Annotated in this window: 6 protein-coding genes; 4 read left to right on the forward strand and 2 right to left on the reverse strand. The window is 36.1% G+C overall.

The genetic code is table 11. The features are described from left to right. Positions 1–429 precede the first annotated feature (429 nt). The 3 genes from BBA02S_RS21410 (at position 430) to BBA02S_RS19450 (ending at position 2,159) form a co-directional block, all read left to right on the forward strand. Positions 430–684, forward strand: coding sequence for an MBL fold metallo-hydrolase (locus BBA02S_RS21410; protein WP_052477417.1), 255 nt, complete (start codon positions 430–432; stop codon positions 682–684). A 27-nt stretch (positions 685–711) separates the two neighbouring features. Further along, the gene (locus BBA02S_RS20875) at positions 712–1,287 is read left to right on the forward strand and encodes an MBL fold metallo-hydrolase (protein ID WP_231557226.1); all 576 of its coding nucleotides are present in this window, start codon (positions 712–714) and stop codon (positions 1,285–1,287) included. Positions 1,288–1,685: 398 nt separating this feature from the next. Further along, positions 1,686–2,159 carry a DinB family protein gene (locus BBA02S_RS19450; RefSeq protein ID WP_041114423.1) on the forward strand — a complete coding sequence of 158 codons (474 nt, stop codon included), beginning with the start codon at positions 1,686–1,688 and terminating at the stop codon, positions 2,157–2,159. 146 nt (positions 2,160–2,305) lie between these two features. Here the strand turns inward: BBA02S_RS19450 and BBA02S_RS19455 are convergent, their stop codons facing one another. Then, positions 2,306–3,019 (reverse strand): 2OG-Fe(II) oxygenase, encoded by a 714-nt coding sequence (locus BBA02S_RS19455; protein WP_041096524.1) that lies wholly within the window; start codon positions 3,017–3,019, stop codon positions 2,306–2,308. A 206-nt stretch (positions 3,020–3,225) separates the two neighbouring features. Here BBA02S_RS19455 and BBA02S_RS19460 point away from each other — a divergent pair, with 206 nt between their 5' ends. Further along, a complete protein-coding gene (locus BBA02S_RS19460; RefSeq protein WP_041114424.1) occupies positions 3,226–4,137 on the forward strand; it encodes a DNA-3-methyladenine glycosylase family protein in 912 nt (303 codons plus the stop codon). Between the two features lie 972 nt (positions 4,138–5,109). Here the strand turns inward: BBA02S_RS19460 and BBA02S_RS20450 are convergent. After that, entirely contained in the window at positions 5,110–5,235 is a 126-nt protein-coding gene (locus tag BBA02S_RS20450) for an S-layer homology domain-containing protein (protein ID WP_082800166.1), read from the reverse strand. Between the last annotated feature and the right edge of the window lie 13 nt (positions 5,236–5,248).

Below are 5,248 nucleotides of genomic sequence, written 5' to 3' on the forward strand. Positions count from 1 at the left end.
CCCTGTCCAGATGGATAATTTCAGACACTTATTTTTTCACGTTTTTTAGGATATAAATTAGGAACATCAGAATGACGTTCTCCCGAAAGTTCAAATTAATAAATCAAGAATAGAGAGCGAAATATAGTTATTTTGCTCTCTATTTTTGTGCCAGAAGGGTTAAGTTTCAGTACAATTCAGAAGAAGGGAGAGTAATCCATCCAACCGGTATCACGAATACGGCAAGCTAGCTTTTGAAGGAAAGCGCCGCAATAGCATAGAATATGTAAAAAGGATTCTTATTAACAATTAAATTGTGAGAGTTTATGAATGAAGAAAAGCCTTCACTTGTTTAAATAAACCAGCCTTTGCTGCTAGTGGAGCAGTTGCACAGGCCGATGCGCCTTCATTTAAAGTGATGGGAGAAATATTTTATAAGGATGTGTTTTAATGTTACACCAGCTGACATCAAATGTATTTTACTCGGCTTTTAATCATGATACAGATCGCCCCAATTTAGGGTGTGTAGCAGGCCAAGAGTCAGCGTTATTAATTGATGCAGGCAACTCACCTATGCATGCTAAAAGTTTTTTAGAGGATGTATCGCAAACGATTGATGTACCGGTAAAATATGTAGTCATTACACACTGGCATTGGGACCATGTATTCGGTTTACAGTCGTTGCCATTTCATTCAATCGGGTAGGAATTAACACAAGAAAAGCTAAAGTGGATGCAAACCTTATCGTGGGAAGACGATGCTCTGGATAGGCGTGTGCAAATAGGAGAAGAGATTGCCTTTTGCTGTAACATGATAAAAAAAGAGATGCCAAGTCGCGGTGATTTAACCATCCCACTATTAGCTGAAACATATCAGGAGCAGTTAACGATTGATTTAGGGAATCAGCCAGTAGAGCTGCATCATGTCGAAAGTGAACATGCAAAAGATTCAACCATTATTTACATACCAAATGAAAAAGTATTGTTTTTAAGCGACTGTTTAAGCCCGGATGTATATAGTGGTGAATGGAGTTATTCTTTCAGTAAGTTAGAGCGTCTGCTTCATAAAATAAAAACATTTGAAGCAGATATTTATCTGGAGGGCCATCATACGCCAGAAACGAAAGAAGTATTTTGGTCTTATTTTAATGAATTACTGGCGATAGGAGCCATCGTTTCTCAAACGAGGGACACGCATAAGGCGTACGATTTATTTTATCAGGAAAGAAAAAAGAAGCCAACAGAGGAACAACAGGAGCTCATTCAATACTTTGTGAATGGCAATAAAAAAGAGCATATGCAACCTTGAAATAAAATAGTGATTGTTTTACGCATAGGCATCGCTTAATAGGTTCATAATTCACAAGAAAAATTGAAAGCTCTTCTTTAGTGAGATCGATGGTCGCTTAATAAATGAAATAAGAGACACTCATTTCAAGGAAGGATTTGGACGTCTTCATCGTATATCGGAACACATTGTTAGGCTGGGGAAATACAATAGTCTCCATTCTCGTATGAAACAACGGATAGAGCGTTGCAAAGGTGCGGCTGCGAACTCCCTCGATAACTACTTTAACCAGTTTTTGCTTACACCATTTGTATTTGATGCGTTTATCGAAATTTATTGGGCAGTATTTATTCAACAAAAATGTATTTCAGAGATAATAGACTACATTAGACAAATCATTGAACTTTGGGGTGATCATAATGAAAAATTTTTTTGAGTACAATTGGCAGGTTAGAGACGAATGGTTGAACTGGTGCGATCAGCTAACAACAGAAGAGTTGTTGAAAGAGCGTATAGGTGGAGCAGGTGGTATTTTATACACTCTTTTTCATATTATAGACGTTGAATATAGTTGGCTTCGTGGTATTCAGAATAAAGAAGACGTGGTATTTGAATTTGATGATTATAAGACGCTTGTGAAGGTAAAAGCCCTCTCCAATACATTACGATATGAAATCGTTGAATTTTTAAAGAGCCATTTAGATGATGGGCAAGATGGATTTGTAACAGTTCCTTGGGATGAAGGTGAATACACTAAAAATGAAATATTGCATCATATCATTGCCCATGAAATTCACCACATCGGTCAACTTTCTGTTTGGGCAAGAGAAATAGAATTAACGCCTGTATCTGCTAATTTTATCGGCAGAAAGTTAAATTCAGTGCATTTTTAATTAAATATAGAGGCTCCCATAATTTTGATTGGTGATCGACATTGTTGTTTATTTAACGGAGCCAAAAATCAAAGGAAGCTATCGTTTTGATCAATCTTTAGTCAAAACGATAGCTTTTTAGAGGCGATAAAATAAAGGGTTCATCCTTATTTAGAATCGTGAAAAATGATCCCAAGGCCGTATCGTTCTCCAGAAGTAACCGTGCTTACTCCGTGACGAATGGTATGTTTGTGATATCCTCTTTTACCTAGAACAGGTCTATGATTAGTAGGAAAGATCAGGGCACTGCCTTGTTCCAGAGTAATTGCATGTCCTCTACTCTGAGCACGAGGAATTTGTTCCACGAATAGAGACTCTCCACCGCAAAAGTCTTTATCTCGTTGATTTAATGCAATGACTACTTGAAAAGGGAAAAATATTTCTCCATACAAATCTTGATGCAAACAATTAAACCCGCCTGTTTCATACTTTAATATTAAAGGTGTTGGTCTAGTTTGTTCATCTTCTTCACAAGTAGTCAAAAAATCTTGAAGATCATCTGGAAACTGTTCTGTTTTCTTTAGATAACCTAACCATCGATTGGCTGTTTTGGCCAATTCTAAATAAAAGGACTCTCTTAAGCTTTGGATGATTTCAGGTAATGGATAGGAAAAATATTTATACTCCCCATTCCCAAAACGATACTTTGTCATATTGATTGTCGTCCTGTATGGCTCTTCCTCAGAATACAATTCTATGAAAAACTCACATTCCTCTTTTGTTAAAATCGCTGGAAGTTTGGCAAATCCTTGCTTATCTAATGCCTCTTGAATGGACTCCCAATTTAAGTTGTTGACACGTGTTTTTATATCTTGGCTCATTTTTATCCACTCCTATTTATCATCCTTGGTAACTAACACTATAACCTCATAAATAGAAAAAATAAGGTGTTTGGAATGTAATAGCAAGATACCAAAATTAGTAAAAGCTATGATGTGATAAAGTAAAATTTCAATCAGTGTAAGGTTTCTTATAATTATTTTGTAAACAGCATAGAAAATCGTAATAAGATGAGGAGAATGAAAAAGTGATATGGCATGAAGTCAATGATGGTATTGTTATTACATTACCTGAACATTTCGATATGAATGTAAACGTAGGCTATCTAACAAGGGAAAAGAATGAATGCCTGTATGAAACCGAGAACGATATAATTACAAAAGTTATAGCCGTTGGGGAAGTTCGGTCCTTAGTACAGATCAGTGTCATCAATAATAAACAAATGGCTGTCCAATTCCTAAATGATTCTAGACCGATTGAAAAGTGGAAACGAGAAAAGATTGTAAAATATATTCATGAATGGTTTGATCTTGATAACGATTTAACGCCATTTTATGAAATGGCAAAAGCAGACCCGTTACTTAGAATGCCTGCTCGAAAATTCTATGGATTACGAGTTATCGGCATTCCCGATTTATTCGAAGCTTTATGTTGGGGAGTTCTAGGGCAACAAATTAATTTGGCCTTCGCGTACGCCTTAAAGAAGCAATTTGTGGAAGGGTTTGGCGATTCTATCGAATGGAATGGTAAAAAGTATTGGGTGTTCCCATCGTACGAACGAATGGCACAGTTAACACCTGCTGACCTGGCAGATATTAAAATGACCGTAAAAAAAAGTGAATACATCATTGGGATTGCTAAATTAATGGAAAGGGGAGAACTATCGAAGGAAAAATTAATGAAAATGACCTTTAAAGAGGCTGAAAAGAACTTAATTAAAATACGAGGAATCGGTCCTTGGACAGCCAATTATGTTTTAATGCGCTGCCTCAGGTTCCAGACAGCTTTTCCAATCGATGATGTGGGTCTTATTAATTCGATAAAAATATTACGCCATATGAACCGAAAGCCTACGAAGGATGAAATCTTAGAAGTATCGTTGCCATGGAAAAACTGGGAATCATATGCGGTCTTTTACTTATGGCGTGTCCTTTATTGAATAATTATAACTTAAACCGGAGTGTATCCAATAAAAAGAATGAACTTTAAAACCAATCTTGTTGACCGGTCTAATAAAGAACCAGCTTGAATTTTAGGCTAGGGCTACTAATCTGCCCACTGCCAGTTCCTCGGCGTATCCCGGAACCCTGAAGCAACGATGTCACTGACGGCCATGTGAATCTTTTAAAAATGATCAAGCGAATGGATGTATGGACGAGCAAAGTTTTCTCTTTGAGCATTCGAGTTTTAGCCGGATTATAAGTTATAAGATGAAAAGAAAATGTTGTTATTTTATAGTAAAAATGTATTTTTGAGGAATATCAGGTTGATCAATGTCCAACACTCTGAAATAATTATGGTACATATTAGAAAAGTATGGTCTCAATTAAAGTCTAAATTTTAAGAAGAGAGAATGCTGCTTTATTTAATAGCGATATTCTTATGTATCGGAAGCTGGTATTATTACTTTGAGATTCAAAAAAGGAACAAGGATTATTTACTTTTATCTTAGTCATCCTAGCGGTACCATTTTTATATCTGATGGTTGGGCTTAGTATTGCTGTATCCATGTATGGTCAGGGCAGAGCTTTTACTTCTGCTTTTTTGGCTATTTTATTGTTAGCCAACAGTCTTATAATATTGATGGCTTGTATTCACTCCATATTCAGAAGAAGGGTCCGTAAAACTAATTCAAATTGAACTATGCCTATTGGCAATTTGTTTGATAGGAGGATTTCATAAAGTCCTCCTATTTTGTTCTTTTATTTTTCAATTCCGAAACAAATCATAAGCCCATCAGGTGAGTTAATCAACAGCAACCTTTTAGCTGTTTTTGAACAATTGTTCCGATGGGCTTTTTGTTGTTAAAAAGGACAGGAGGGAGAGAAGTTTATCGTAAGTCCGAATTAATAAAACAAGTGCAACTTTCCGATAGGTATCACAAATAATCTTTGAGCATTTATTCTTCTTGCTATACGTATGGATAAAAAGAGTTTGTTAGAAAAGCAGCAAATTCTCCACGGGTGACTTCACCATTTGGCTTAAAGGTTCCATCTGGAAAACCAACAATAATTTTACGTGAAGCTACTACCCTAATTTCTTTGTACGCA

The sequence above is a fragment of the Bacillus badius NBRC 15713 genome (assembly GCF_001591605.1).
Classification (GTDB): Bacteria; Bacillota; Bacilli; order Bacillales; family Domibacillaceae; genus Pseudobacillus; species Pseudobacillus badius.

Coding starts and splice junctions, on each gene's coding strand:
- BBA02S_RS20875 (WP_231557226.1), top strand. CDS start 712: ATGCAAACCTTATCGTGGGAAGACGATGCTCTGGATAGGCGTGTGCAA.
- BBA02S_RS19455 (WP_041096524.1), bottom strand. CDS start 3,019: ATGAGCCAAGATATAAAAACACGTGTCAACAACTTAAATTGGGAGTCC.
- BBA02S_RS21410 (WP_052477417.1), top strand. CDS start 430: ATGTTACACCAGCTGACATCAAATGTATTTTACTCGGCTTTTAATCAT.
- BBA02S_RS19450 (WP_041114423.1), top strand. CDS start 1,686: ATGAAAAATTTTTTTGAGTACAATTGGCAGGTTAGAGACGAATGGTTG.